Annotated in this window: 24 protein-coding genes and 1 pseudogene; 15 read left to right on the top strand and 10 right to left on the bottom strand. The window is 69.8% G+C overall.

Annotated elements, in window-relative coordinates:
* The 10 genes from ACS5PV_RS17775 (at position 1) to ACS5PV_RS17730 (ending at position 11,160) form a co-directional block, all read left to right on the top strand.
* A complete protein-coding gene (locus ACS5PV_RS17775) occupies positions 1-1,317 on the top strand; it encodes an ABC transporter substrate-binding protein (RefSeq protein WP_455396665.1) in 1,317 nt (438 codons plus the stop codon).
* Positions 1,318-1,322: 5 nt separating this feature from the next.
* Positions 1,323-2,198 carry a branched-chain amino acid ABC transporter permease gene (locus ACS5PV_RS17770; RefSeq protein ID WP_455396664.1) on the top strand — a complete coding sequence of 292 codons (876 nt, stop codon included), beginning with the start codon at positions 1,323-1,325 and terminating at the stop codon, positions 2,196-2,198.
* On the top strand, positions 2,191-3,129 hold the full coding sequence (locus ACS5PV_RS17765; RefSeq protein WP_455396663.1) for a branched-chain amino acid ABC transporter permease: 939 nt from the start codon (positions 2,191-2,193) through the stop codon (positions 3,127-3,129). The genes ACS5PV_RS17770 and ACS5PV_RS17765 overlap by 8 nt, the downstream gene beginning before the upstream one ends.
* Positions 3,122-3,838: an ABC transporter ATP-binding protein gene (locus ACS5PV_RS17760; protein ID WP_455396662.1), complete on the top strand. Its 717-nt coding sequence runs from the start codon at positions 3,122-3,124 to the stop codon at positions 3,836-3,838. The genes ACS5PV_RS17765 and ACS5PV_RS17760 overlap by 8 nt, the downstream gene beginning before the upstream one ends.
* The gene (locus ACS5PV_RS17755) at positions 3,835-4,578 is read left to right on the top strand and encodes an ABC transporter ATP-binding protein (protein WP_455396661.1); all 744 of its coding nucleotides are present in this window, start codon (positions 3,835-3,837) and stop codon (positions 4,576-4,578) included. The genes ACS5PV_RS17760 and ACS5PV_RS17755 overlap by 4 nt, the downstream gene beginning before the upstream one ends.
* On the top strand, positions 4,565-5,410 hold the full coding sequence (locus tag ACS5PV_RS17750) for an SDR family oxidoreductase (protein ID WP_455396660.1): 846 nt from the start codon (positions 4,565-4,567) through the stop codon (positions 5,408-5,410). Before ACS5PV_RS17755 ends, ACS5PV_RS17750 begins: the two co-directional genes overlap by 14 nt.
* 575 nt (positions 5,411-5,985) lie before the next feature.
* On the top strand, positions 5,986-7,023 hold the full coding sequence (locus ACS5PV_RS17745) for an acyl-CoA dehydrogenase family protein (protein WP_455396659.1): 1,038 nt from the start codon (positions 5,986-5,988) through the stop codon (positions 7,021-7,023).
* 1 nt (position 7,024) lies between these two features.
* Positions 7,025-9,157, top strand: a complete 2,133-nt coding sequence (locus ACS5PV_RS17740) for an acetate--CoA ligase family protein (protein WP_455396658.1) — start codon at positions 7,025-7,027, stop codon at positions 9,155-9,157.
* 69 nt (positions 9,158-9,226) lie between these two features.
* On the top strand, positions 9,227-10,393 hold the full coding sequence (locus ACS5PV_RS17735) for an acyl-CoA dehydrogenase family protein (RefSeq protein WP_455396657.1): 1,167 nt from the start codon (positions 9,227-9,229) through the stop codon (positions 10,391-10,393).
* Positions 10,390-11,160: an enoyl-CoA hydratase/isomerase family protein gene (locus ACS5PV_RS17730; RefSeq protein WP_455396656.1), complete on the top strand. Its 771-nt coding sequence runs from the start codon at positions 10,390-10,392 to the stop codon at positions 11,158-11,160. The genes ACS5PV_RS17735 and ACS5PV_RS17730 overlap by 4 nt, the downstream gene beginning before the upstream one ends.
* 260 nt (positions 11,161-11,420) lie before the next feature.
* Here ACS5PV_RS17730 and ACS5PV_RS17725 read toward each other — a convergent pair whose 3' ends face one another.
* The 5 genes and pseudogenes from ACS5PV_RS17725 to ACS5PV_RS17705 form a co-directional block, all read right to left on the bottom strand.
* A complete protein-coding gene (locus ACS5PV_RS17725; RefSeq protein WP_455396655.1) occupies positions 11,421-12,593 on the bottom strand; it encodes an NADH:flavin oxidoreductase/NADH oxidase in 1,173 nt (390 codons plus the stop codon).
* 328 nt (positions 12,594-12,921) lie between these two features.
* A complete protein-coding gene (locus ACS5PV_RS17720; protein WP_455396654.1) occupies positions 12,922-14,130 on the bottom strand; it encodes a CaiB/BaiF CoA transferase family protein in 1,209 nt (402 codons plus the stop codon).
* 71 nt (positions 14,131-14,201) lie between these two features.
* Positions 14,202-15,056 (bottom strand): amidohydrolase family protein, encoded by an 855-nt coding sequence (locus ACS5PV_RS17715; protein WP_455396653.1) that lies wholly within the window; start codon positions 15,054-15,056, stop codon positions 14,202-14,204.
* 262 nt (positions 15,057-15,318) lie between these two features.
* Entirely contained in the window at positions 15,319-16,527 is a 1,209-nt protein-coding gene (locus tag ACS5PV_RS17710; RefSeq protein ID WP_455396652.1) for an ABC transporter substrate-binding protein, read from the bottom strand.
* A 313-nt stretch (positions 16,528-16,840) separates the two neighbouring features.
* A pseudogene (locus ACS5PV_RS17705) lies at positions 16,841-17,150 on the bottom strand (IS5/IS1182 family transposase); the annotation flags it as partial.
* On the opposite strand from ACS5PV_RS17705, the gene ACS5PV_RS17700 reads away from it, so the two are divergent.
* On the top strand, positions 17,146-17,277 hold the full coding sequence (locus tag ACS5PV_RS17700; RefSeq protein ID WP_455396720.1) for a hypothetical protein: 132 nt from the start codon (positions 17,146-17,148) through the stop codon (positions 17,275-17,277). The pseudogene ACS5PV_RS17705 and the gene ACS5PV_RS17700 overlap by 5 nt on opposite strands.
* A 117-nt stretch (positions 17,278-17,394) precedes the next feature.
* Here ACS5PV_RS17700 and ACS5PV_RS17695 read toward each other — a convergent pair whose 3' ends face one another.
* The 5 genes from ACS5PV_RS17695 to ACS5PV_RS17675 form a co-directional block, all read right to left on the bottom strand.
* Positions 17,395-18,381 (bottom strand): IS481 family transposase, encoded by a 987-nt coding sequence (locus tag ACS5PV_RS17695; RefSeq protein ID WP_455396651.1) that lies wholly within the window; start codon positions 18,379-18,381, stop codon positions 17,395-17,397.
* A gap of 105 nt (positions 18,382-18,486) precedes the next feature.
* On the bottom strand, positions 18,487-18,633 hold the full coding sequence (locus ACS5PV_RS17690) for a hypothetical protein (RefSeq protein WP_455396650.1): 147 nt from the start codon (positions 18,631-18,633) through the stop codon (positions 18,487-18,489).
* A gap of 103 nt (positions 18,634-18,736) precedes the next feature.
* Entirely contained in the window at positions 18,737-20,116 is a 1,380-nt protein-coding gene (locus tag ACS5PV_RS17685) for an MFS transporter (RefSeq protein ID WP_455396649.1), read from the bottom strand.
* A gap of 87 nt (positions 20,117-20,203) precedes the next feature.
* Positions 20,204-21,124: a hydroxymethylglutaryl-CoA lyase gene (locus tag ACS5PV_RS17680; RefSeq protein ID WP_455396648.1), complete on the bottom strand. Its 921-nt coding sequence runs from the start codon at positions 21,122-21,124 to the stop codon at positions 20,204-20,206.
* Between the two features lie 115 nt (positions 21,125-21,239).
* Positions 21,240-22,481 carry a CaiB/BaiF CoA transferase family protein gene (locus ACS5PV_RS17675; RefSeq protein ID WP_455396647.1) on the bottom strand — a complete coding sequence of 414 codons (1,242 nt, stop codon included), beginning with the start codon at positions 22,479-22,481 and terminating at the stop codon, positions 21,240-21,242.
* Between the two features lie 80 nt (positions 22,482-22,561).
* Here ACS5PV_RS17675 and ACS5PV_RS17670 point away from each other — a divergent pair, with 80 nt between their 5' ends.
* The 4 genes from ACS5PV_RS17670 to leuD all read left to right on the top strand — a co-directional run bounded on the left by ACS5PV_RS17670 (position 22,562) and on the right by leuD (position 26,437).
* On the top strand, positions 22,562-23,335 hold the full coding sequence (locus ACS5PV_RS17670) for a GntR family transcriptional regulator (protein WP_455396646.1): 774 nt from the start codon (positions 22,562-22,564) through the stop codon (positions 23,333-23,335).
* 200 nt (positions 23,336-23,535) lie between these two features.
* A complete protein-coding gene (locus ACS5PV_RS17665; RefSeq protein ID WP_455396645.1) occupies positions 23,536-24,426 on the top strand; it encodes an isocitrate lyase/PEP mutase family protein in 891 nt (296 codons plus the stop codon).
* A gap of 8 nt (positions 24,427-24,434) precedes the next feature.
* Positions 24,435-25,832 (top strand): 3-isopropylmalate dehydratase large subunit, encoded by a 1,398-nt coding sequence (leuC, locus tag ACS5PV_RS17660; protein WP_455396644.1) that lies wholly within the window; start codon positions 24,435-24,437, stop codon positions 25,830-25,832.
* A complete protein-coding gene (leuD, locus tag ACS5PV_RS17655) occupies positions 25,832-26,437 on the top strand; it encodes a 3-isopropylmalate dehydratase small subunit (protein ID WP_455396643.1) in 606 nt (201 codons plus the stop codon). The genes leuC and leuD overlap by 1 nt, the downstream gene beginning before the upstream one ends.
* The last annotated feature ends 26 nt before the right edge of the window (positions 26,438-26,463 follow it).

Raw genomic sequence — 26,463 nt, 5'->3', positions numbered from 1 at the left:
ATGGCGTGGACCAGGCGAGAGAGCGGGCGGAGGGGCGCGTGGCGGAGGCTGGCGGCGGGCGCGCTCGGCCTCGCCGCGGTCGCGCTCCAGGCCGCGGCGGTCCGCGCGGCCGACGCGCCGGCGGAGATCCGGATCGGCACGCTCTATGCCGGCTCCGGCGCCATGGCGAGCACCTCGATGCCGCTTCACGTCGCGCTCGAATGGTGGGCCGACGGGCTCAACAAGCAAGGCGGCGTCTTCGTCAAGGGCTTTAACAAGCGCGTCCCGATCCGGCTGGTCTCGTACGACGACCAGAGTTCCCCAGCGCTCGCCGGCAACCTCACCAACCAGCTTATCACCCAGGACAAGGTCGACATCCTGCTGGCCGATTCGACCTCGGTCATGACCGCTGCCTCGGTCCCGGTCGCCCGCGCCCACAAGATGCTTCTGTGGGACATCACCGGATCGAGCCCGAACTTCTTCAGCCCCGACAACCCCTACATCGTGCTGTTGGCGCTCGCGGCGACTGACCGGTACCCGAAGTCCGTCGCTGACTTCGTCAAGGAAATGCCAAAGCTCGGCATCAAGTCGGTCGCCCTGCTCTACGTGACGGCGGACTACACCGCCTTCCAGGCGACCGCCGTGCGCAAGGCGGTGAAGGAGACGCCGGAGCTCAAGCTCGTCTTCGACCGCGGCGTGCCGCAGGCCACGAGCGACTACACCGTCCTCGTCAACAACATGGCGGCGGCCAAACCCGACGCCGTGCTAGAATTCGGCTACCCGGCGAACGAGCTGTCGTTCCTACGCGCGCTCAGCGACAACGAGACGAAGTTCAAGTTCCTGTTCACTGGCTACGGCCTGACCGAGCAGAACCTGATCAGGAGCAACGGCCTTGCCGACCAGCTGCACTACAGCTTCGCGCTCGCCGGTCCCGGATCGTACGAGTTCAAGGTCAATTACGGCCTCAAGCGGCACGAGTTCGAGGAGGCCTACGAGCACTGGCTCAAGGAGAAGAGCGTCAAGGGTGTCGAGTTCGGCTACAACGCCATCGCCGGCTACCAGGCCGGACTGGTGATCGAGAAGGCGCTCGCGGCGGCCGAGAGCCTTGATCAGCTCGAACTGCGCCGCGCCGTGTTCACGCTCTCGGGCAACCTCGAGACCCTGTGCGGTCCCTTCGTCCTCGCCCCGGACGGGTCGCAGAGCGGCGAGATCGCTCCGCTCGGCCAGATCATGCCGCCCGCCGCCGGCGCGAAGGGCGCGGGGAAGGACGCGCTGGGCCTCAACATCGTCTGGCCGGCGGATCTCGCCACCGCCAAGCCCGTCTATCCGGCGCCGTAGTGCAGATGCTGACCTACGCTCTTCTGACCGGGCTGATCTTCGGGCTCTATTTCGGGCTCGTCGGCCTCGGGATGAACCTCGTCTTCGGCGTGATGCGCATCGTCAACCTCGCGCATGGCGACGTCCTGATGCTTGGCGCCTTCACGGCGTTCTGGCTGATGCGAGTCGCGGCGGTCTCGCCGGTCCTGACCGTGATCAGCAGCTTCGTGCTGTTCTTCGCGGTCGGCATCCCGGTCTACTACGCGCTGGTGCCGCGCCTGCAGCGCTCCCGCGAGCCGGAGATGCTGTCGCTCATCCTGTTCTTCGGCCTGTCGCAGGTGATCGAGGCGGTGATGAGCCTACTGTTCGGCAACAACGAGCGGTCGATCCCGAGCCGCATCCTCGGCGGGGGGCCCGTGCCAGTGCTCGGCCAGACGATCCCGTTCCCCTGGCTGTGCGCGGCGGCGGTCTCGGTCGGCCTGTTCTGCGCAACCTACCTCTACCTCTACCACACCCGCCTCGGGCGCCAGACCCGGGCGATCATGGCCCAGCGCGAGGAGGCGGTAACGATCGGCGTCGACGTCAACCGCGTCTCGGCCGTCGCCTTCGGGCTCGGCACCGGGCTCGCCGCGGTGGCGGGGGTGTTCGCGCCCTTCATGCTCGGGAGCTTCACGCCGTCGATTGGAGTGCCGATCGACCTCGTCTCGTTCGCGATCGTGGTGATCGGCTCCCTCGGCAACCCGATCGGCACGATCCTGGGCGGCGCCATCTACGGCGTCTGCCTGATGCTGATGCGGACCTATCTCAGCAGCTTCGCCGATCTCCTGCCGAACCTCATCCTGATCCTGGTCCTGCTGGTGCGGCCGACCGGCCTCCTCGGAAAGCGCGTGCGCCATGCGTGAGCGTCCGATCCACAGAGGCTTCGTGCGGGAGGTCAGCCTCGCGATCGTGCCGCTCCTGGCGCTGCTCGCGGTCCTGCCGCTCGCCTACGACAACCAGCTGCTCCTGCTCAACGTGGTGGTGTTCCTGATCCTGGCCCAGGGGCTGAACCTCACCTACGGCTTCTCGGGCTACCTGCCCTTCGGCTATGTCGGGTTCTTCGGGGCGGGGGCGTACGGTTTCGCCCTCGCGACCATGCATGCCGCGGCGCCGCCGCTGGTGGCGGCCCTGGCCGGTGGCCTAGCCGCCGGGCTGGCGGGCCTCCTCCTGGCTCCGCTCCTGCGGCTCCAGGGCGCCTATTTCGGCCTCGCCAGCCTGGCGGCCGCCGAGGCGCTGCGGCACTCCATCGCCAATCCCGACCTCGAGGCGCTGACGGGCGGGCCCTACGGCGTGCGCCTCGACGTGCCCTACGCGCCGCGCCTGACCTACGGGCTTGCCCTGGCGATCCTCGCCCTCACGCTCGGGGTGGTCGCCTTCCTGCGCCACTCGCGCTTCGGCCTGCGTCTGCGGGCGGCGCGCGACAACCCGGTCTCGGCCGCGACCGCGGGGATCGACGTGGTGCGCGGGCGCCTGACCGTCTGGCTCGTCAGCGCCGCCGCCGCCGGGCTGATCGGCGCCGTCTACGCCTGGAGCGCGCCGACCTTCTTTCCCGACGCGGTGTTCGACATCTCGTTCAGCATCTTCTCGATCGTGTTCACGCTGTTCGGCGGCGCCGGCACCCTGCTCGGCCCGGTGATTGGGGTCGCCGTCCTGTACGGCACCTACACGGCGATCGGCGTCTCGGCGCCGCAATACTTCCAGCTCATCTACGGACTATTGATCATGGCGCTGGTGATGTTCTTTCCCGATGGCCTCGCGGGCATCCGGATGCCGTGGCGGCGCCGCGATGACTGACGCCTCTCCCCTCCTCGAGGCCTCGGGCATCGTCAAGCGGTTCGGCGGCTTCACCGCGCTCGACGGCGTCGACCTCACGGTCCGGCGCGGCGAGATCGTCGGGCTGATCGGCCCGAACGGGTCGGGCAAGACGACGCTGATCAACGTGATCAGCGGCCTGCTGCCGGCCGAGGCCGGCACGATCCGCCTCGCCGGGGTCTCGCTCGTCGGGCTCGCGCCGCATCAGCGCAGCCTGGCCGGCGTGAACCGGACGTTCCAGGTGCCCAAGCCCTTCGCCTCACTCAGCGTGCGCGAGAACCTGGAGGTTGCCGCCCGCGACGGCGTCGACATCGACGCGGTCCTGGCGAGCGTCGAGCTCGACGCTCACGCGCGGCGGAGGGTGAGCGACCTCAACAGCGTGAGCCAGAAGCTGCTCGACCTCGCCCGCGCCCTGGTGACCCGCCCTGCCCTGCTCCTCGTCGACGAGCTCGCCTGCGGGTTGAACCCGGTCGAGCTCGACCGGGTCGCCGGGCGCCTGCGAGCGCTCGCCGCCGAGGGCATCGGCCTCGTGGTGGTCGAGCACCTGATGAGCTTCATCGACAGCATCACCGACCGGGTGGTCGTGATGAATGCCGGGCGGGAGATCTTCGGCGGGCGCCTGCGCGACGCGGTGCGCGATCCGCGAGTCGTCGAGGTGTTCCTCGGCGCGCCGGAGCCCGCCGCCGCATGACCGGGCTTCTCGCGACGCGCGGCCTCGAGACCGGCTACGGCACCATGCAGGTGCTCTGGGGCGTCGACATCGACGTCGGCGAGAGCGAGACCGTCGTGCTGCTCGGCTCGAACGGCGCCGGCAAGACCACGCTCATGAAATGCCTCCTCGGCCTGCTGCCGCTTCGCGGCGGCGAGATCCTGTTCCGGGGCGAGCCGATCGGGCGGCTGCCGACGCGGGCGCGGGTGCAGCGCGGCCTCGCCTTCATGTCCGAGCTCGGCGTCTTCCCCGACCTGACGGTAGAGGAGAACATCGACCTCGGCGCGCTGTTCACGCCGCGCACCCGGGCGCGGACCCGGGCGGCCGAGCTCTACGACCTGTTTCCGGTGCTGAAGGAGAAGCGGCGCCAGGCCGCCGGCGGCCTCTCGGGCGGCCAGCGCAAGATGCTCGGCATCGCTAAGGCGCTCGCGGGCGACCCGAAGCTGCTGGTCATGGACGAGCCTTCGGCCGGCCTGTCGCCGCTCTTCGTCGCGACCGTGATCCGCTCCCTCGCGGCGTGCCGTGCCGGCGGCCTGTCGCTGCTGATCGCGGAGCAGAACGTCAAGTTCCTCGAACTCGGCGACCGGGTCTTCACCCTGGAGGGCGGCCGCATTCGCTTTGGCGGCACGCCGGCCGAGATCCAGGCCGACGACGGCCTGCGCCGCGCCTATTTCGGGCTGGGACGGGACGACCGGGAGCAAGACCACTATGTTCGCACCTGATCTCCTCGCCGGCAAGCGCGCCCTCGTGACCGGTGGCGGCACCGGGCTCGGCCGCGCGATCGGGACGCGCTACCTCGCGCTCGGCGCCGACCTCGTCATCTGCGGACGGCGCAAGGAGGTGCTCGACGAGACGGCGGCGGCCCTGCGGGCCGCCCATCCGGACCGGCAGGTCGACGCGATTCCTTGCGACCTGCGCGACCCGGCCCGGGTCGAGGCGATGCTCGACGCGATCTGGCAGGAGCGCCCGCTCGACATCCTCGTCAACAACGCGGCGGCCAACTTCCTCGCCCAGAGCCACCGCCTGTCCACCCGCGCGCTCGACGCGGTGCTGGGCATCGTCCTGCACGGCAGCGCCTATTGCACCCTCGGCTGCGGGCGCCGCTGGATCGACGCCGGCCGGCCCGGCACGGTCCTGTCGATCCTGACCCTCTCCGCTCTCGGCGGCACGGCCTTTGCGGCGCCGTCGGCCATGGCCAAGGCGGGCGTCCTTGCCATGACGCGCAGCCTCGCGGTCGAGTGGGGCCGGCACGGCATCCGGCTGAACGCGGTCGCCCCCGGCGCCTTCCCGACGCCCGGCGCGGCGGCCGGGCTGCAGCCGCCGGGCCTCGAGAAACCGACGCCAGAGCGGACCATTCCCCTGGCGCGGGTCGGCGAGCACCGGGAGCTGGCCGAGGTCTGCGCCTTCCTGGTCTCCGATCTCGCCTCCTACGTCACCGGCGACTGCATGGTGGTGGATGGCGGCAAGCGCTGGCTATCGGGAGCGGCGCAGAGCGACACGCCCGCGCTCCTCGGCTTCGACGACGCGTGGTGGGACGGGCTGCGGGCGCGGTAACGCGAAGTCTGAGAGCCTGTTCGACTGCTCGACCCACTCTACACTCTTCGCAATCCCGTTCCGAGGTACCAGTCAATTAAGAATCGTCCAAGCTCGAAGGATAAATCCAAAACTCTCTAAACGATTCGGAGCCCTTCTTCGAGGATCACTTCGTTCGCGCCTCGGAGCCTGCTTGATCGGCATTGCATCATAAATAATTGAGATGATCTGGAATATCTCACCCGCTCACCTCATCCTGAGGTGAGCGGGTGAGATATCGCATCCTCACTGTCGGATTTCGGTAGTCAAATTGACTTAAACAGGTTCTCAGGATGCGTTCACGGATGGGATTGAAATTTCCCTCGCCAGGCTGGTCTCGCAACTCAAACCGACCCTGAGGTGCTGCGGAATCGGCGCCGAGGACGAGCCACCCTGTCCTAGAACGGGCACGCTCATCCCTCTCCCAGGCAAGGCTTTTCTCCGGTCCGCGTGCGTTTTCACGATCGCGAAAGCGCAAGGCCCGGCGCCGCGACGCTTGCCCGGCACACACCCGCGGGCCGATGGTCTGCCCCGGGGGACACGTCAGAGACCACGCCATGAGCGATCAGCTTGCGGACAGCGCCGAGCGCTTGTTCGCCTCCCAGGTCAGCAAGACCGTCCTGCAAGCCGCCGATGGCGGACACTGGCCGACGGCGCTCTGGGCGGCGGTCGAGGATGCCGGGTTCACGGCGGCCCTCCTCCCGGAGGAGAGCGGCGGGTTCGGCGCGAGCGCGGCTGAGGCTTTCGGGCTGGTCCGGGTCGCGGCGGCCCATGCCGCGCCCGTACCGCTGGCCGAGACGATGCTGGCGGGATGGCTCCTCGCCCGGGCCGGGCTGCCGGTGCCCGCCGGGATCCTGACGGTCGCGCCGGTGCGGCGCGACAGCCTCGCCCTGTCGAGGGCGGACGGGGGCTGGCGCCTCGCCGGGACGGCGGCGCGGGTACCGTGGGGCCGCCGGGCCGCCGCGATCGCCATAGTGGCGGAGGGGCCGGAGGGTCCTATGGTGGCGTGCGTCCCGGCCGGCGCCTTCACGGTCGCGGAGGGGCGCAACGTCGCCGAAGAACCTCGTGACGCGGTCTCCATCAACGCTCCGGTGACGGTGGGACGCGCCCCGGTCTCGCCCGCGCAGCTCCGGGCGGCCGGAGCCGCCTTGCGGACCTCGCAGATGGCCGGGGCCCTGTCGCGCATCCTCGCCGTCTGCGTCTCATACGTGCAAACCCGGGTGCAGTTCGGGCGTCCGATCGGGAAGTTCCAGGCGATCCAGCAGAGCATGGCGGTGCTCGCCGGTCAGGCCGCCGCTGCCGGCGCCGCGGCCGACCTGGCGGCCGACGCGTTCGCCGCCGGCCTCGACCCGTTCGTAGTCGGCGCCGCCAAGGCGCGCGCCGGGGAGGCCGCCTCGGTCGCTGCGGCCATCGCGCATCAGGTCCACGGCGCGATCGGCTTCACGCAGGAATACGAGCTTCACCACCTGACGCGCCGCCTGTGGGCGTGGCGGGACGAGTTCGGCAACGAGGCCGAGTGGAACGCCCTCGTCGGCCGCAGGGCCCTGGCAGCCGGCGCCGACGGACTCTGGTCCATGATCACGGAGGCCGCCTGACATGAGCGCCTCTCTGACGTCGCTGCTCGCGCCGGAATCGGTCGCCATCATCGGCGCCTCGCCCGAGCGCACCCGTATCCGCGGCGCCCTCCTCCATCTCCTGCGCGCCAACGGCTACGCTGGCCGGATCTACCCGATCAATCCGAGCTACCCCGAGATCGACGGCTTGCGCTGCTACCCGGACGTCGCGGCGATCGGCGCTCCCGTCGACCTCGCCCTGGTGGCGATCCCGGCCGGGGCCGTCCTGACCGCCCTCGAGCAATGCGCCGCGGCGGGAATCCGCAACGCCGTAGTCATCTCGTCGGGCTTCGCCGAGGATGCGGCGGCCGCACCCGACCTCCAGGGCCGGATCGCCGCGCTGGCGCGGCGGACCGGGATGCGGATCTGCGGCCCGAACGCGGAGGGCTTCCACAACGAGCCGGGGCGGGTGACGGCGACCTTCAGCCCTGCGGTCGAAGACCCGACGGTCGGCGGTCCGTCGGTCTCGTCCCGGCGCATCGGCGTGGTGGCGCAGAGCGGCGGCATCGGCTTTGCGCTCTACAACCGCGGGCGGGCGCTCGGCCTGTCGTTCTCGTCGATCGTGAGCACCGGGAACGAGGCCGACCTATCGGCGGCGGATTTCTTTCGCCACATGGCCGAGGATCCGGAGACCGGTGCCGTCCTCCTGTTCATTGAGAGCATCCGCGACCTTCCGACCTTCCGGGCCGCCGCCCGGGCGGCGGCCCGGAAGGCCAAGCCTGTGGTCGCCATCAAGGTCGGCGGCACGGAGGCTGGGAGCGCCGCTGCCGCCTCGCACACCGCCAGCATGACGGGGTGGCAGGCGGGCTACGAGGCGCTGTTTCGGCAGCTCGGCATCGTCGCGGCGAGCGATCTCGACGAGGCGCTCTCGGTGATGGCCGCGCTGATCACCAACCCGCCGGCGCGCGGCGACCGGGTCGCGATCCTGACCGTGTCGGGCGGCGCAGGGGCGCTCGCGGCCGACAGCCTGGGCCTCGCCGGCCTTCGGGTGGCGCCTCTCTCGGCGGCGACGCAGGCGCAGATCCGGGCGTTCATCCCGAGCTACGGCACGGCCCGCAACCCGGTCGACCTCACCGCCCAGGGCGCGCAGGGCGGCGGCACGTTGCGGGCGGCAAACCTCCTGCTCGAGGACGACGACATCGATATCATCGTGATCGTGACCTCGCTGGCGAACCCGCACCGCGTGCCCCTGGACGGGGCGGATCTGCGCGCCCTCGTCGTGGCGCAGCGCAAGCCCGTGCTCGTCCATTCCTACACCCTCCCCTCCCCGCTCGGCCTCGCCACGATGGCCGGGGCCGGCGTCGCGGTGATGCGTTCAATGAGTTTCCTGGCCGGCGCCGCCCGTGCCCTGGTGCAGATCGGCGCGGTCGGAGCCCGGCCGGGCGAGACCCTGCCGGGCGAAGGCTTGCGGACCCCCGCCCTGCCGGAAGAGGCCGCCGCCCTCCTCGACACCGTCGGGCCGCTGACCGAGCCGGCCGCGAAGGCGGTCCTGGCGGCCTGCGGGATCGCGACCGCCTCGTCGCGCCTGGTGCGAACCGAGGCCGAGCTCGACGGGGCGGCGGAGGCGGTCGGTTACCCGCTCGCCGTGAAGGTCGTCTCGCCCGGGATCGCCCACAAGACCGAGGCCGGCGGCGTCCGACTCGGGGTCGCCGGACCGGACGCGCTCCGGGAGGCCTATCGCGGCATCCTGGAGGCCGCGGCGCGGTACGCGCCGGAGGCCGTGATCGAGGGCGTCCTCCTCGAGCGCATGGCACCGGGGGGAGTGGAGGTGATCGTCAGCGTGGTGCGCGACCCAGCCGTCGGCCCCGTCGTCACCGTCGGAGCCGGCGGTACCCAGGCCGAGATCTGGCGCGACACCGTCCACCGGATCGCCCCGATCGATGAGGGCGAGGCGGCGGCGATGCTGGGCGATATGCGGAGCGCGCCCCTGCTCGCGGGCTTTCGCGGTGCGCCGCCCGCCGATGCGGCAGCGCTCGCCCGCCTCATCGCCGATCTGTCCCGGCTCGCGGTCGCGGCGCCCCGGATCGCGGAACTCGAGCTGAACCCGGTCATCGTGCATCCGGAGGGCGGCGGCTGCACCATCGCCGACGCCCTCCTTGTCGTCGCCCCGGCCTGACGCGAAGCCCCGCCGAGGACCGCCCCCGCTGCGACCCCAGGAACTCCGCCGACCCTAGGAACTCCGCCCATGCAGAACGCCCTCGCCTTCGCGCCCCCGCCCCCGCCCTCCGAGGCGACGGAGCGGCTTCGCGCCGAGGTCCGCGCCTTCGTGGCCGCCGAGCTCGGCGACCGGACGCCCCAGCAGCGGGCCGCCTCCTGGAGCGGGCGCGACCGCGCCTTCAGCCGCAAGATGGCGGAGCGGGGCTGGATCGGCATGACCTGGCCGAGGCGCTACGGGGGCCACGAGCGCTCGGCGCTCGAGCGCTACGTCGTCCTGGAGGAGATGCTCGCGGCCGGGGCGCCCGTCGGCTACCACTGGGTGGCCGACCGCCAGAGCGGGCCCAACCTCCTGCGCAACGGCACCGAGGAGCAGCGGGCCGCGATCCTGCCGCGCATCGCCGCCGGCGAGTGCTCGTTCTGCATCGGCATGAGCGAGCCCGATTCCGGATCCGACCTCGCGGCGGCCCGCACGCGGGCGCAGCGCGTCCAGGGCGGCTGGCTCGTCAACGGCACCAAGGTCTGGACCTCGGGGGCGCACGAGGCCGACTACATGATCCTGTTCTGCCGCACCGAGGCCAAGTCCGACGCCGACCGGCATGCCGGAGCGAGCCAGTTCCTCGTTGACATGGCGAAGGCCCGCGGCGCCGGAATGACGGTGCGCCCGATCATCGACATGCGCGGCGAGCACCACTTCAACGAGGTGGCGATCCAGGATCTGTTCCTGCCGGAGGACGCGATTCTCGGCCGGGAGGGCGACGGCTGGAAGCAGGTCACGGGCGAGCTCGCCTACGAGCGCAGCGGCCCCGACCGCTTCCTGTCGTCCTTCACGCTTCTCGCCGAGGCGGTGCGGGCGCTGGGCCCCGACGCGCCGGACCGCGCCGCGGTCGCGCTCGGGCGCCTGACGAGCCACATCGTCGCCTTGCGCCGGCTCTCCCGCTCCGTCGCCGGAATGCTCCAGGCGGGCGAGGACCCGGCGCTCCAGGCCGCCCTGGTCAAGGATCTCGGCAACGTGCTGGAGCAGGAGACCGTCGAGGTCATCCGCCTCGTCGCCGATGTCGAGCCGGAGGACGAGGCGGCCGAGGTGCTGCCCTCCGTCCTGGCGCACCTGGTCCTGACCGCGCCCTCGTTCTCGCTGCGCGGCGGCACGCGGGAAATTCTCCGGGGTATGATCGCGAGAGGTTTGGGTCTGCGATGAGCGATGTCCGTCTCGAGCAACAGGGTCACGTCGGGATCGCGGAGATCGACCGGCCGCCCAACAACTTCTTCGACAAGGAGCTGATCGGGGACCTTGCCGAGGCCTTCGACGGCTTCGTGGCCGCCGGCCTGCGGGCGATCGTCCTGTGCGCCGCCGGCAAGAACTTCTGTGCCGGGGCGAACTTCTCCCGCCCCGCCTCGGACACGGTCGGGACTGCGCAGGACCGCGGCACCGATCACCTCTACCGCCAGGCCGTCCGCCTGTTTCGCTGCCCGCTGCCGGTGATCGCGGCCGTGCAGGGCGCGGCGGTTGGGGGCGGGCTCGGCCTGTCGCTCGTCGGCGATTTCCGGGTGGCGTCCGAGGAATCGCGCTTCACGGCCAATTTCAGCCGACTCGGCTTCCATCCGGGCTTTGGGCTCAGCGTGACGCTGCCGCGCGTCGTAGGCACCCAGCAGGCGGCTCTGCTGTTCTACACCGGGCGGCGGATCATCGGGTCGCAGGCCCGCGACATCGGCCTCGTTGACCTGCTCGTCCCGACCGACGAGATCCGCCCCGCCGCCCTGGCGCTCGCCGAGGAGATCGCGGTCTCCTCGCCGATCGCCGTGCAGTCGACCCGTGCGACGCTCCGCGCCGGCCTTGCCGACGCGATCGCCGCGGCGACGGAGCACGAGCTGGCCGAGCAGCAGAAGCACTTCGCGACTGCCGACTTCAAGGAGGGCGTGCGCGCGATGGCGGAGCGCCGGGCCCCGGCCTTCACAGGGGCCTGAGCCCCAGGTGGCGGTGGCGGAGGCCGCAAGCCACCGCTTCCGTCCGCGATCCTGCTCCACCGCGGCCGGCGCCGTTCCCGGCATGATGTCGATCGGCCCGACGGTATTCCGGCGGCCGATGGCCTGCGCGATCATGGGCGGCGCGGTCGCGACGGCGCTGACGCCGGTCTTTCTGCCGGCGCTCTACGTCGCCTGGTTCCGGATCGCCGGGACGTCGCCGCGACCGCCGGCGGCGGCGCCGGTCGCGACGAAACGGCCGCTCACCCTTCGTCACCCCCGCGCGGATCGAGGCCGTGCAGGTTCTCGTGGTTGGCGCGCAGCGCGTGTCCCCACTTTGCGAGCCACCATCCGTACTGCTCGGGCCAAGCCTCGAAGTTTCCCGTGAGTCCGAAGTGCTCGGCCGCGTGATGCGCCCAGAACGGGTCGAACAGCATCTGGCGCGCCAGGAAGATCAGGTCCGCCTTGCCGTCCTGCAGGATGCGTTCGGCGAGGTCGGGCGTCCGAATCATGCCGACAGCTCCTGTGGCGATGCCCGATTCACGCCGGATCTGATCGGAGAAGGGAACCTGGTAGCCCGGGCCGCGCGCGAGGTTGGCGTTGGTCGAGCCGACGCGCAGGTTCCCACCGGTCGAGCAATCGACGAGATCGACGCCGAGCGCCTTGAGCTCGCGCGCGAAGACGACACTGTCCTCGATCTCCCAACCGCCTTCGATCCAGTCCGTCGCGGAGATGCGAACGAAGAGCGGCATCCCGACCGGGATCGCCGCTCGGACGGCTCGCGTCACCTCCAGGGGGAACCGCATTCGGTTCTCGCGCGCCCCGCCATACTCGTCCGTCCGGAAATTCGCGAGCGGTGAGAGGAAGGATTGCAGAAGGTAGCCGTGGGCCATGTGCAGTTCGACGAGGTCGAAGCCCGCCAGCACCGCCCGCCGGGCGGCCGCCACGAATGCGTCTCGGGTGCCGATGAGCCCGTCCTTGCTGAGCGGGACCGGATCAGAATAGCCGTCGGCGAACCGCACGTCCGAGGGACCCGTTGGCGTCCAGGTTTCCTCGCCCATTTCGATGTCGCGGTCCGTCAGGGGCCCGTTGCCACGGAAGGCCCGCTGCTGGCCCGACTTGCGGCCGCCATGGTTGATCTGGATTCCGGCGGCGGCTCCGTTCGCCTTGAGCACTTGCACGACCTGCCGCATCCCGTCGATCTGGCCATCGTGCCATAGACCCGGATCGCCGTTGGTGATCCGGCCGTGCCGGCTAACGGAGGTCTGCTCGACAATGACGAGCCCGGCCCCGCCCATGGCGAACTTGCCGTAATGGACGAGGTGAAAGGGCGTCACGCAGCCGTTCTCGGCCGAGTACATGCCCATCGGCGAGACGACGATTCGGTTCTTGAGCTCAAGACCTCGCAAGGAGACCTTCTCGAACAGTTTGACCATCTGAGCCTCGGTGTCATCGAGCCTGGGAACGAAGCGCGCGATGCCTGGCAGACAATCCCGCACGCGCAGCGAGAGCGGCCGTCTCACGCCGCCGCGACCGCGCCTCGGCGTAACCTTCGCAAGCCTCCTGCGTCCGGCCGCCCCAGAGGACGGGGACGGGTAGCGGGGCGCCTGGGCTCGGCCCCGGCGGCACCCGGCCTCCCGCCCATCGAGATCGCCGCCGCCGGCGGCGCGCCAAAGCGCGCTCGCCTGCAGCCGCGAGGATGGCCGACGTGTCGGGGCGGGCGCCGCGCGAAGGAGACAAGGAGAGCGCCCGGCATGGACGTCGTCACGCGGAGGCACGGGCGAGCGCGCCGGAATCGTGGAGCGCGCTGATCTCGCTCTCGGGCAGCCCGAGATACTCGCCGAGCACCTCGGCATTGTGCTGGCCGAGGCGGGCGGAGGGGACGTAGTCCGGCGCACCGGCACCGTGCAGGATCAGCGGCGTCCGGTGGACGAGGATCTCGCCGTATTCGGGGTGGTCGATCGCGCGCAGCATGCCGCGATCGTGGAGATGGCGATCCTGCGTCACCTCCAGGAGGTCGCGGACCGGGGCGCACGGCACCTTGTTGCGGCGGCAGGCCTGCGTGATTTCCTCCCGCGTGCGTGCGGCGGACCATCGGCCGATGATCTCGTCCGTCAGATCGATGTGCCGCAGGCGGTCGCGCACGGTGGCAAAGCGCGGATCGGCGATGAGATCTTCGCGGCCCATGGCCGTTGCCAGCCCGACCCAGTGAGATTCGTTGACGCTGATGATTGCCACGTAGCCGTCGGAGGCCGGGTAGACGTTGTAGGGCGCTTCGGCGAGACCGCCGTGGCGGTTGCCGGTGCGGGGAGCGGCGGCCTTGCGGTTGAAGACATCCGCGAGGTTCGAGGCCATCGCCGGGTAGCAGGCCTCGACCATCGCGACCTCAACGAGCTGTCCCCGGCCGCTCCTCTCGCGGCTGTAGAGCGCCGTCATGATCGCACCGTAGAGATGGATGCCCGTGAGGAAGTCCGAGATGGCGGGACCGGCCTTTACGGGCGGTCCGTCCGGGAAGCCGGTGACGCTCATCATTCCGGACACGGCCTGGATCGTCAGGTCCATGGCGAGGTTGTCGCGGTCCGGTCCCGACAGGCCGTAGCCCGTCGCCGACGCGTAGATGAGGCGCGGGTTGAGCGCGCTCAGCGCGTCGTAGCCGGCACCCAGCCGGTCGAGCACCCCGGGGGCATAGTTCTCCAGCAGCACATCCGCCTTCGCGGCGAGCGACCTCAAGAGCTCTACACCCTCCGGCGACTTCAGGTTGAGGCTGACGTTGCGCTTGTTGGCGTTGAGCATCGCGAAGGGGACGGCGTTGCCCTTGCTGATGAGCGCGCGATGGCGCACCGGCTCGCCGCGCGGAGGCTCGATCTTGATCACCGTCGCGCCGGCCTGCGCCAGCAGAAATCCCGCATAGGGCCCCTGGTAGACCTGACCGAGATCCAGGACCGTGATGCCTTCGAGCGGCAGCGTCTTCATGGGTATCGCCTTCGTCGATGCCGTCATGCCAAATCTGATGAATTGCTGCGCAATGTGGATTTCGGCTTCTCTCAGAAGCCGTAAAGGCGGGTTGGATTGTCGACTAGGATCTTGCGTCGAACAGCCTCGTCGGGAACACAGTCCCAGAAGAGGCGCAGCAGATCCTGGATGTCCGGGCGTGACTCGTCCGTGTGTCCGACATGCGGCCAGTCGCTGCCCCACACGACCTGGTCCGGCGCCGCCTCCACGATCGCTTGCATGAAGGGCGCGGTATCCCGGTAGGGCCGGCCCGTGCGGGTGTTGCGGTCGGCACCGGAGATCTTGACCCAGTAGCGACCGGTCTTCAGCCGCTCCGTGAAGGCGACGTAGTCGGGATGCCGATGACCCTTGTCGGCCATCGTCCGGCACATGTGATCGATCACGTAGGTCAGGGGCAGTCGCTCCAGGCCCTCGGCGGCTGCCGCCAGGTCCGAGCTCTCGATCCAGATCTGCGCGTGCCAGCCGCGCTCCGCGAGACGGGGGGCGAGTTCGACGAGGTCGTCGAAGCTTGTTCCCAGCGTCGAGACGGGCTTGCCGTCCTGGCGGATCATGGTGACGCGGACGGCCTTGAAACCCGCATCGGTCAGTTCGTCGAGCCGACGGTCGGAGACGTCCGGTCGCAGGATGGCGGTCGCCCGCAACCGGTCCGGGAAGCGGCGCAGCGCATCGAACGTGACCGCGTTGTCCTCCCCCGCTCCGACCGCATGCACGATCACGCCGCGCGTCACGCCGACCCGGTCCCATAGCGCGAAGGCGTCCTCGATCGTGAAGGGCCGAGCGGGCGTGAATCGTCCCTCCGAGCCGGCGGGGAAGCGCTCGAACGGTCCGTAGATGTGGAAGTGGCAGTCGCAACTGCCGTCGGGGAGACGGATCTGCGTATCGGTCATCGTGATGTCCTGGCGGTTTGCTGGTGATCCCTGGGAGCCGGACCGACCGCGCCGGATCCCGGGTGTGTCGAAGCGCTCGTCGCCCGCTGCCGCGCTGCATGCCTGTGCGGAGCACGGTGCACCCGCATGCGCTGCGCGATCGGGACGATGACGCGGCTCTCTGACGGTGCTTCGGCAACGCGGATCGGGCGTCGCGGCGAGCATGACACGTGTCGACCTTGCCCTCTCGAAGCGGATCCAGGACCGCAGAGGGACCGATCCATCACGACCTCTTCATCAGCGGGCACTTGCTCTCCGCGCGAGGAATGTTTGCATCCTCTCCGGAGATAGTTGATATAATTTCATAATAATCCCAGGGAAACTTCGACTCTTCAGGGCTCTTCACCCGAAGCAAATAGTAATCATGAATGTGCATCCCGTCTTCCCGCACATGCCCATTCTTCGAGAAAAAATCTTTGACTGGCAACGAATGGATCTTATCAAGAACTTTGGTGGTATCCGAGGTGCCGGCAGCTTGGACGGCCTTCAGGTAGTGCATCGTCGCCGAGTAGAGACCGGCCTGCACCATGGTCGGCATGCGTCCGATCTTCTCGAAAAACCGTTTGCCGAACCGGCGGGAATCGTCGTCACGGTCCCAGTAATACGCCTCCGACATGTAGAGGCCCTGCGCATTGGCGAGGCCGGCCGCGTGCGTGTCGGTGATCTGGAGGAGCAGGGCCGCCGCTTTCATCTTGCTGCTCTTGCCGAGGACGCCGAATTCATGCGCCTGCCGCAGGGCGGTGGAAACGTCGAGGCCGGTATTGGCCAGCCCGAGCACGCCCGCCCCGGAGTTCTGTGCCTGGATAAGGAAAGACGAGAAGTCGTTCGTGCCGAAGGGATGCCGGGCGGCGCCGAGCACATGCCCGCCGAGTTGCGTCACCACAGACCTAGCGTCGTTCTCGAGCGCATGGCCGAAGGCGTAGTCGGCCGCCAGAAAGAACCACTCTTTTCCGCCTTGCTCGACGAGAGCTTTCGTCGTGCTGCGGGCGAGAGCGTAAGTATTGTACGACCATTGGAAGCTGTTAGGTGAGCACTTCTCATTGGTGAGCGCCGATGTCCCAACCGAGGACGCGATCATAATCTTGTTCTTCTCGCGTGTGATCTCCGAGACGGCAAGCGCGACAGCCGAGTTGGAGAGATCCAGAACAACGTTGACGTTCTCGGTATCGTACCATTTGCGGGCAATGCCGGACCCAATATCCGGCTTGTTCTGGTGGTCGGCCGAGATCATTTCGATCGGCAGGCCGAGCAGCTTTCCGCCGAAATCCTGGATAGCCATCCTGACGACCTCGACCGATGCCGGGCCCGAGGCATCCGCGTATTGCCCGGACTGATCGTTCAGCACGCCGATCTTGACTGGCCTCGTCTGAGCCTGCGCGTGCGACGCCGTCAGGCCGGTCGCGATCAAGACAAACGCGATCAAAGCTTTCATCCTGCATCCTCCCCGGGATCGTTTTCTCGATGATTTGTTGTTTCTGAGCCTGAGTGAGGACCTGTCACGTGTCAATCAGTCTGACGAGATCTCCCGACCATGGATGTGATTTGCGTCGTTTTCAGCATCATGAAAAAACAAGGACATCGCATGTACGCTGTCTTTAGGAGCGCAATCCGGATTGCCGTGCCGGGCGTGAGTAGGGATGCTGCCGGGTCGCGCTCTTCCGCGCACTGCATCCCGCGGTTCATGCCGGCCCGCTCGTCGGTGAGTGGATGCAGGCTGCGTCCGTCGGCTTAGGCAGGAGACCCAATCAGTTCCAAAGAATGATGACGGCAGCCAGAGCAAGGGCCGAGGCGAAGTTGCGGTCGTGCTTGTCGGAGCGGGTGGCAATGCGACTGAAATCCGCGAGGTCGCAGAACACCCCCCGCACCGCCGGCGGTCACGATAGCGCCGCTTGTCGAGGCGGATCTCGCGCTTGCGGGCGCGGGTGCCGGGCATGACCACACCGATGCCCCGGCCAGCACGGCGGGCGCGGTCTTCACGGCATTGGCGTTGCCGGGCGGGAGGCGGATGACGCCCGGGCGGCGGACTATGTCGGCGAGGACGTGGATCCTGGTGGTCGCAACCGCGGGTGAGCCGGTCGGAGACGACAAGGTCGACCCCGGCGGCGGCTGCGACCAAGTAGTCTGCGTCCAGGGCGACGTCGCCCTCGTGGAGCACGCGCTCGACGAGGCAGCCCGGTGCTAATGACCGGCACGAAGGCGATCAGCAGCAGGCAGGCAAAGAGGCGGCCGAGGTAGCCCAGAATCGGCCGTACCGTCCGCTCGATCGGGACGCGAGCAATCAGGCAGGCGCCGTAGAGCCCTAGCTGTCTGGTTGTGAGACCTCCTTGGCGTCAGCAACAACCTTGAGCGCGCGATCCAGAGCGGCGGGATCGGCCATCTTGGCTGCCGTGCGAACCAGGGCAGGCTTGTCCTTCAGACGCTGGTGCAGGACCATCTCGGGCGAGAGACCTTTCAGGGCACGCTGTCGACGACCATTGTAGGCCACGTTGAAGCCCGCCAGCAGGATTTCCAGATCCTGATGGCTGTAGATGGTAATGCCGAGCACCTCACGTTGCACGCGACCGTTGAAGCGCTCAACCATGCCGTTGGTTTTCGGGGTGTAGGATCTGGTCTTGCGGTGCTCGATCGCGTGGCGCCGGCAAGCGGCTTCGAAGGCGTCGGCCGTGAAGCAGGATCCGCGATCAGTCAGCAGGTGCGTGACCCGGAACGGCAGAGCCGCGACGGCCTCATCCAGGAAGGTGGCAGCTGACGCCGTCGTCTCGTCGTCCTTGACCGCAAGATGAACGAAGCGTGAGGCATGATCGATGGCGACGTACAAGTAGGGTTTCCGAGTTGATCCGTCCTTGTCGTGCAACTTGGGCAAGTGCTTCACGTCCATATGCAGGAAGCCGACTTCGTACTCCTTGAACTCGCCGTCGGGTCTGCGGGACGGAGTTGCGGGCGGGAGGCGGTTGAGACCTGCGGCCTTGAGGATGCGGTAGACGGCGTCGCGGTTGAGGTGGGGCAGGAAGTGGGTGACCACGAAGGTGAGGTCGTCGAGAGGAAAGCCGGTTGAGCGACGCAGGGCGCAGACGATGGCGCGCTCCTCCTCGCTGGCCTTCCAGGGCAGGGTGTGGGGCCGGGCCGAGCGGTCCTGGCAGTCCGCGGGTCCGCGCTTGCGCCACTTGCGGATGGTCTCGGTGGAGACGCCATAGCGGCGGGCGAGGACGCCGGAGGGCTCGCGCGAGCGGGCGATGTCGGCGCGCACGGCGGGAGTGGTACGGGCGTTGGGGTGGATCGCGTGCATCAGCGCGCCCTCCGGGCGGAGGAGCGGTGTGTCGGCTCGAAGCGCCAGGCATGCTCCTCAATCGCCCAACGCGCCGCGTGCCAACAACGTTTCGCTACCAAACAGCTAGTCGATGTCAATGAAGTTGAAGCCGATCGCGGTCTGGCGCAGTTGCGCTTCGCCCGCTGCCGGGGCGGGGAGCGGCCCGCTCTCCAGGCGCATGACCTGGGGCGGGCCGAACTCGGTGACGACGACGCGGCGTTGGGCCGACATGTCGGGTGTCTCCTTCGGGACTGCTTTGCTCGTCCGGCCGGGCTCAACCCGCCGGGCGGCGCGGGATTGCGCTTGGGCGCGGATCGTGTCGGGTGGCGGCCCCTCAGCGCTCGGCCGGCGCGGCCGCGAGGTCCCGACCCGGGCTCGCCGCGTCGGGCCGCAGCGCCTCGAGGCTGCGGTTGCGGGTCTCAATGCCGAACAACCCGACGCAGACGGCCTGGAGCAGCAGGGCGCCGACCAGCATCGCCAGCACCGGTACGACCCCGCCCTCGGCGTAGAGCCAGACGACGCCTTGCGGGATGAAGATACCGGCGATCCGCCCCGCCGTGCTGGCGACGCCGGTGCCGCGCAGGCGGTACTCGGTCGGGAATAGCTCCGGGATGTAGGCGGCGATGCCGAGCGCCACCATCAGGTAAATGCAGGTAAACAGCCCGAAGCCGACGACGGTGGCCAGCGCCATCGAGGGCGCCAGCGTGTAGGCGATGCCGAGGAGCGCCGCGACGACCGACGCGACGGTAAGGCCGTTGCGCCGCCCGAGGCGCTCGGCGATCACCGCGCCGAGGCAGGCCCCGACCGGACCGCCGAGCGACATGAAGGTGGTGTAGCCGAGCGACGAGCCGACGCTGAGGCCCTGCTTGACCAGGAAAGTCGGCACCCAGGCGACGAAGCCGTAGATCGACACGTTGATCATCACATTAATGACGGTCGCCACCAGCGTGCGGCGGATCACCGGGCGGCCGAACAGCACCCCGAGGCCGGGGTCCCGCACCGGCCCTGCCACCGCGACCGGCTGCGGCGCCGGCAGGGTTCGGCCGTAGGAAGCCTCGATCCCCGTCAGCACCTGATCGGCCTCCTCGGTCCGGCCGACGGATTCGAGCCAGCGCGGGCTCTCCGGCATGCTCTTGCGGGCGTACCAGACGGCAAGCGCGCCGATGCCGGCGATCGCGAACATCATCCGCCAGCCGAAGGTCGGGATCACCAGGTAGCCGACCAGCGTCGCGGCGAAGAGCGCCGTGTTGGTGATGATCGACAGGTAGGCGGCCCAGCGCCCGCGCTGCGCCGGCGGGATGAACTCGCCGATCGTCGCATAGCCAATGACGATCTCGGCCCCGAGCCCCACGCCCATGAAGAAGCGCAGGACGATCAGCGTCCACATGTCGGGGGCGAAGACGGCGGCGAGCGAGGCGAGCCCGAAGATCATCAGGTTCGCCTGGTAGGTGAACCGGCGCCCGAACCGGTCGCCGAGGATCCCGGCCGAGAAGCTGCCGACCACCATCCCGATGAAGGTCGCCGACAGGAAGGCGGCGTTGAGCCGGAGGTCCGACCAGCCATCTTTGACGAGGGCGCCCAGGATGCCGCCCGCGAGGTAGATGTCGAAGCTGTCGAAGAACATCCCGGCGCCGATCAGCCACAGGATCCGGCGGTGGAAGCCAGAGATCGGCAGGCGGTCGAGGCGCGCCCCGGCCGAGATCGTTGACGCCATCGTCGGGTCCCCTTCCCTCTCCCGGCCGGGCTCTACCGCCCGGCTGGCGCCCATCGCGGGCGGATCGTTCGTCGTCAGGCCGTATGGTCAGGCCGCCAGGATCTCGGGCCAGGCCGAGACATGGGCGCCGTGGGCGGGCAGGCGCCGCTCCATCTCGCCCTCGAGCCAGAGGGTCGCGTCGCGCAAGGGCGCGAGCGCGATCCCGGTCGCAACCCGGTCGCGCTCCAGCATCGAGACGAGGTCCTCGGTCGCGATGTTGCCGGTGGCGCCCGGCGCGAACGGGCAGCCGCCGAGGCCGCCGAGACTCGCATCCAAGACCGTGACGCCCGAGCGGAGCGCCGCGTCGGCATTGGCGTAGCCGGTGTTGCGGGTGTTGTGGAAATGCGCTCGCATCGGCAGGCTTGGCACGGCCTGCGCCAGGGCGGCGAAGCGCTCCTCGACAATGGCGGGCGTCGCGACGCCGATCGTGTCGGCGAGCGAGATCTCGTCGACGCCAGCCTCGGCGAGCGCCCGGGCGATCTCGATCACCTGGGAAAGCGGCACGTCGCCCTCGAACGGGCAGCCGAAGGCGACCGCGATCGTCACCGACCGGAACAGGCCGGCCGCCTTCGCCCGCCCGGCGAGGCGGTCCCAGGCCTCGACGAGGCCGCGGGCCGTCGTCCCCTGGTTGCGGGCGGCCATCGTGTCGGTCGCCACCGCCACGAAGCTGATCTCGCGCAGGTTGGCGGCCAGCGCGCGCTCGAAGCCGCGCTCGTTGAGGACGAGGCCCGAGACGCTGAGGCCCGGTAGGTCGACGACCCGCGCCAGCACCGCCTCGGCATCGGCCATCTGCGGCACGCGCTTCGGGTTGACGAAGCTCGCCGCCTCGATCCGCTTCAGGCCCGCGGCCGCGAGCCTCCGGATCATCTCGACCTTGGTGTCGGTCGAGAGCAGCCGGTCCTGGTTCTGCAGCCCGTCACGGGGACCGACCTCGACGACGGTGAGGGAGGCGGGGCGCTGTGCGGTCATGTCATGTTTTCCTTTGCACACACTCCCCTTTCCCGAACGACGGGAGCGAAGCGGAAGGAGATCCGGAACAGGGGGGGGCTGACGACGGAACGTAAGCCCTCGCACTTTCGCGGGCTCACGCCGCGTCCCGCGCCGACCCGCCGATCACCTTGTCGGCGACGAGCCGGGCGAGGTCGGCCGGCGCGAGGCCGAGGAGCCCGCGGAAAATCTCGTCGTTGTGCTGGCCGAGTTCCGGGCCGGCGGTGACGACCCGACCGGGATTGGCCGAGAGGCGGGGTGCCACGTTCTGCATCTTGAGCGAGCCGAACAGCGGATGGGCGACGTCGACGATGGTCTTGCGCGCCTTGAAATGCGCGTCCTCCAGCATCTCGGGGGCGCGGTAGATATCGCCGCGGGGCACGCCCGCCTCATCGAGGATGCGGCCGAGTTCCTCGCGGTCGAGGGCCGCCGTCCAGGCGGCGATGAGGGCGTCGAGCTCAGCCTGGCGCTTGCCGCGCTCGGTATGGGTGGCGTAGCGCGGGTCGGCCGCGAGCTCGGGTTGGCCCATCGCGGCGGCGAGGCGCTTGAACACGCTGTCCTGGTTGGCGGCGATCAGCACGTAGACGCCGCTCTTCGTCGGGTAGACGTTTGAGGGGGCGATGTTGGGCAGGATCGCGCCAGTACGCTCGCGGATGTAGCCGGTCTTGTCGTACTCGGTGACGAGGTTCTCCATCACGGCGAGCACCGCCTCGTAGATCGCGCTGTCGACGATCTGGCCGCGGCCGGTCCGGGTTCGGGCGTGCAAAGCCATCAGCCCGCCGACGCAGGCGAAGGTAGCGGCCAGCGTGTCACCGATCGAGATGCCAGCCCGCGAGGGCGGGTTGGAGGGATCGCCCGCGACGTAGCGCATTCCGCCCATCGCCTCGCCGATTGCGCCGTAGCCGGCCTTCTGCGAGTAGGGCCCGCTCTGGCCGTAGCCGGAGACGCGGATCATGATGAGCCGCGGGTTGATCGCCGAGAGTTCGTCGTAGCCCAGGCCCCATTTCTCCATCGTACCGGGGCGGAAATTCTCGATCAGGATGTCCGACTGCGCGACGAGGCGCCGGATCAGGTCCTGGCCCGCCGATTCGCGGGCGTTGATCTCGATCGACTTCTTGTTGCGGGCGATGACCGGCCACCACAGCGACTGGCCGTGCGGCTTCTCGCGGCCCCATTCCCGCATCGGGTCGCCGGCACCCGGCTGCTCGATCTTGATCACCTCGGCGCCGAAATCGGCCATCAGCTGGCCGCAGAACGGCCCGGCGAGGAGCTGGCCCATCTCTAGGACGCGCAGGTCGGAGAGGGCTGGCGCAAGGGCAGGTTCCGTGGTCTGGCTCATCGGGCGTTCCTCTTGTTCGCCAGACCTTAATCTGGCAAATTTGTCTGGACAAGTGGTGAGCGCCGGCTTCGGAGGGAAATGTGTCCGGCAGGGCGATGGGAGTACGGGAGCCGGGCGCCGAGGAGGCGGGCCCGCTCAACGAGCGGATCGCCCGGGCGCTCCAGGAGGAGATCCGCGCCGGACTGCACCCTGTCGGCACGACCCTGCCGACCGAGACGGCCCTGTGCGCCCGCTTCGAGGCGAGCCGCTTCACCGTGCGCGAGGCCCTGCGCAAGCTGGTCGAGAAGGGGCTGGTCGAGCGCCGCCAGGGCGCCGGCTCGACGGTAATCGCGACGAGCGCGCAGCCGGGCTTCGCCCAGGTCTTCGACGACCTCGCTGACATGTTCGAGTACGCCCGCGACACCCACTTCGACGTCGCCACGCTCGGGATGATCCAGATCGACCCGGAGGTCGCCGGCTTCGTGCAGGCGCCGGTCGGCACGTCCTGGCTCAAGGCGGAGGGCGTGCGCTGGACCGCCGCGCGCGACGCGGCGATCTGCTTCGTCAGCGTCTACGTGCATGCCCGTTTCGCCCCCCTGCTCGCCGACCTGCGCGAGGTGGGAGGCGCGGTCTACGGCCTCGTCGAGGCGCGCTCGGGCGAGCTGATCGCCGAGGCCCTGCAGGAGATCACCGCCCGCCCGATGCCGCCCCCGGTCGCCCGCGCCCTCAAGCGCCCGCGCGGCAGCCCGGCGATGCGCTTCGTGCGCCGCTACTACGACGTCAGCGGCGGCATCATGCTGACCTCGGTGAACTGGCACCCGGGCGAGGAGTGCCGCTACACGACGCGGATCCGGCGGGGAGAGTGGCGGGCGTGAGGCTGCTCCCGATCGTGCGGGTCGTGCGAGGATAAAGCGCGGGCTCCCCCCGGCCCTCGTGCCCTGACGCCACCCCACATCGCCATTGACAGACCGGAAACGAAGGCTAACCTGTCTGGACAACTGCACCGATGCAGGATGGGGACGCCGCAAAGGCGCCCCGAGCCCTTCGCTCCAGCGGGGTGGCCAGGGAGGAATGGATGGGTCAGGCCCGCAAGCTGCGCGCGCTCCTCGCGCGCCCCGAGATGGTCGTGGCGCCCGGCGCCTATGACGGCATCACCGCGAAGTTCATCGCGCAGGCGGGCTTTCCGGCGGTCTACATGACCGGGGCGGGCACCGCCGCGGCCCTCGGTTACCCGGATTTCGGCCTCGTGACGATGAGCGAGATGGCGGCCAATGCCGGCAGCCTCGCCCGCGCCGTCGATGTGCCGGTCATCGCCGACGCCGATACCGGCTACGGCAACGAGCTGAACGTCACCCGCACGATCCAGGAATACGAGATGCGCGGCGTCGCCGGCCTGCACATCGAGGACCAGGTGAGCCCGAAGCGCTGCGGCCACCTCGACGGCAAGGAGATCGTGCCGCGCGAGGAGTTCGTGGCGAAGATCCGTGCCGCCGTGGCGGCCCGGCGCGACCCGGATTTCCTTGTCATCGCCCGGACCGATTCCCGCGCCGTCGCCGGCTTCGACGAGGCGGTGGCGCGCGCCAACCTCGCGCTTGCCGCCGGCGCCGACATGGCCTTCGTCGAGGCGACGCAGAGCCTCGACGAGATGCGGGCGGTGCCGGCTCAGGTGAAGGGTCCCTGCCTTCTCAACGTGGTGCGCGGCGGCAAGACCCCCGACATCGCCATGCCGGACGCGCAGGCGATGGGCTACCGGCTGGCGATCCTGCCGAGTCTCCTGTTCGGGGCCGCCATGGAGGCCTTCGACGCGGCCCTGACGACGCTGAGGGAGACCAACGCCCCGCCGAGCTCGGCCGGGGCGCCGGCGATCCGCGAGCGATTCCGCCGGCTGGGCGCCGACCAGTGGGAGGAGTTGCGGACGCGGTTCCGAGACGGCGAGCGCGACGCCCCCGCCGTCGCGGCCGAGTAGGCGCCGATATGGCCCGCACCCTCCTCGACAAGCTGTGGGACGCCCACGTCGTCGCCGATCTCGGCGACGGCTGGTCGCTCCTCCATATCGACCGCCACCTGCTGCACGACCTCTCGGGCACGGCCGGGCTCGACGCCCTGGCGGCGAGGGGATTGCGGGTGAGCAACCCGGAGCTCGCCTTCGCCACCGCCGACCACGCGGTGTCGAGCGCCCCCGGCCGGACCGGCGAGAGCTATGCCCCGGGGGCGCCGCTCTGGGCGGGCCTGCGAAGGCGCGCGTCGGAAGCTGGCCTGCACTATTTCGACCTCGGGCAAGTCGGCCAGGGCATCGTCCACGTGATGGGGCCGGAACTCGGCATCACCCTGCCGGGCGTCAGCCTGATCTGCGGCGACAGCCACACCTGCACCCATGGCGGGCTCGGCGCGCTCGCCTTCGGCGTCGGCTCGTCGGAGCTGACCCACGCGCTCGCCACCCAGACCCTGCGCCAGAAGAAGCCGAAAAGCCTGCGGGTGCGGTTCGAGGGCGCGATGGGCCAGGGCATCGCCCCCAAGGACCTGATCCTGCACCTGATCGGCCGGCTCGGTGCCGATGCCGGCACGGGCTACGCCGTCGAGTATGCCGGCTCGGCGATCCGGGGCCTCGGCGTCGCCGGCCGGATGACGGTCTGCAACCTCTCGATCGAGCTCGGCGCCAAGATCGGCTTCGTCGCGCCCGACGATACCACCTTCGCCTACGTCGAGGGCCGCCGCTTCGCCCCGAAGGGCGACGACCTCGCCCGGGCTGTCGCCCATTGGCGCACCCTCGCGAGCGATGCCGACGCGGCGTTCGACCGCGAGATCGTCATCGACGTCGCCGAGGTGACGCCGACGGTGACCTGGGGAACCAGCCCCGAGCACGCCATCGCCATCGACGCGGCGATCCCCGATCCGCAGGGAGCGCCGGATCCCGAGCGACGCGAGGCCTGGCGGGCGGCGCTCGACTACATGGGCCTCGAGCCGGGCCGGCCGCTCGCCGGTACCCCGGTCGACTGGGTGTTCATCGGCTCCTGCACCAATTCCCGGATCGAGGACCTGCGCGAGGCCGCCGCCCTCGCCCGCGGGCGCCACGTCGCGCCCGGCGTCACCGCCTGGGTGGTGCCGGGCTCAGAGCGTGTGAAGCGCGACGCCGAGGCCGAGGGGCTCGACCGGGTGTTCCGCGAGGCGGGCTTTGCCTGGCGCGAGCCGGGCTGCAGCCTCTGCGTTGCGGCGAACGGCGAGCGGGTGCCGCCGGGCGCGCGCGCCGTCTCAACCTCGAACCGCAACTTCGTCGGGCGCCAGGGCCCGGGCGCGCGCACCCACCTCGCCAGCCCCGCCATGGCGGTGGCGGCGGCGGTCACCGGCGCGATCACCGACGTGAGGCGTATCTGATGCAGCCCTTCACCGTCATCACCGGCCCTGCAGCGCCGTTCCTCGAGCCGAACGTCAACACCGACGTCATCATCCGCATCGAGCGCCTGACAGGGGTGCCGCGGGAGGATCTCGGCCGCTACGCCTTCGAGGCGCTGCGGCACGGGCAAGAGGGCGATCCCGCCTTCATCCTCGACACGCCGACCTTCCGGGGCGCGCCGATCCTGATCGCCGGGCGCAATTTCGGCTGCGGCTCGTCGCGCGAGGGCGCGGTCTGGGCGCTGATGGGACTGGGACTGCGGGCCGTCATCGCCGAGAGCTTCGGCGACATCTTCTTCAACAACTGCTTCCAGAACGGCGTGCTGCCGGTCGTGCTGCCGAAGGACGCGGTCGACCGGCTCGCCGCTGAGGCGACGGGCGGTACGGCCGTCACGGTCGACCTCGTCGCCGAGGAGGTGCGCGCGCCGTCCGGCGCGGTCGTTCCCTTCACGGTCGATCCGCAGCGCCGGCAGGCCCTGCGGGAGGGGCTCGACGAGATCGGCGTCACGCTGACGCGCGCGGACGAGATCGCCGCGTGGCAGGCGCGCGACCGCGCCGCACGGCCGTGGATCTGGGCCGCCGCCTGACGACGACTTCGGGATAGAGCTGGCGA

This window comes from Methylobacterium sp. Gmos1 (assembly GCF_053764715.1).
This window is presented reverse-complemented; position numbering and strand designations above follow the sequence as displayed.